Genomic DNA, 863 nt, shown 5'->3' on the forward strand with positions numbered 1-863 from the left:
GTTGGGTGCGGAGCGTCTGAGTGCTGGTCTGGCTGCTCGGTGGAGGGCTGGGGCGCGGGTGTGGAACACCTACGGCCCCACCGAGGCCACGGTGATCACCACAGCCACCCTGCTGGATGAGGGCATCAGCCCGCAGGACGCGCCGCCCGCCATCGGCCGCCCGATCGGCAACGCCCAGGTGTTCGTGCTCGATGGCTTCTTGCGCCCGGTGCCGCCAGGTGTGACGGGTGAGCTGTACGTGGCCGGTCTTGGTCTCGCCCGCGGCTACGTAGAGCGTCCGGATCTGACGGCCGAACGTTTCGTGGCTTGCCCGTTCATGCCTGGCGCACGGATGTATCGCTCGGGTGATCTGGCGCGGTGGACGGGCGAGGGGGTGTTGGAGTTCGCCGGCCGCGCGGACGACCAGGTGAAGATCCGTGGGTTCCGGGTCGAGCCGGGTGAGGTGGAGTCGGTCCTCGCCTCGCACCCGGACGTCGGCCAGGCCGCAGTCGTGGTCCGTGAGGAGCGGCCCGGCGAGAAGCGTCTGGTTGGCTATGTCGTTCCCACGACCGACGGTGAGTTCGACAGCACGGTGTTGAGTGGCTTTGCCGCCCGTCACCTGCCGGAGTACATGGTTCCCGCCGCGGTGGTGGTGCTGGAGGCATTGCCGCTCACGGTGAACGGCAAGCTGGATCGAGCCGCTTTACCCGCACCTGACCGCGCGCTCAGCACCGGCCGTGCTGCTGCGACACCGACGGAGGCGTTGTTGTGTGGGTTGTTTGGTGAGGTGTTGGGTCTGGAGCGGGTGGGGGTCGAGGACGGCTTCTTTGCGCTGGGTGGGGACTCGATCATGTCGATGTTGTTGGTGTCGAATGCGCGGCGGG

Annotated in this window: 1 protein-coding gene; it reads left to right on the forward strand. The window is 67.9% G+C overall.

Translation table 11 applies throughout. From position 1 onward, the window contains the following. A partial coding sequence (locus tag QMK28_RS34015; RefSeq protein ID WP_326443561.1) for a non-ribosomal peptide synthetase occupies positions 1–863 on the forward strand: 863 nt, incomplete at both ends.

The organism is Streptomyces sp. H27-D2, from assembly GCF_035828615.1.
Lineage (GTDB): Bacteria > Actinomycetota > Actinomycetes > Streptomycetales > Streptomycetaceae > Streptomyces.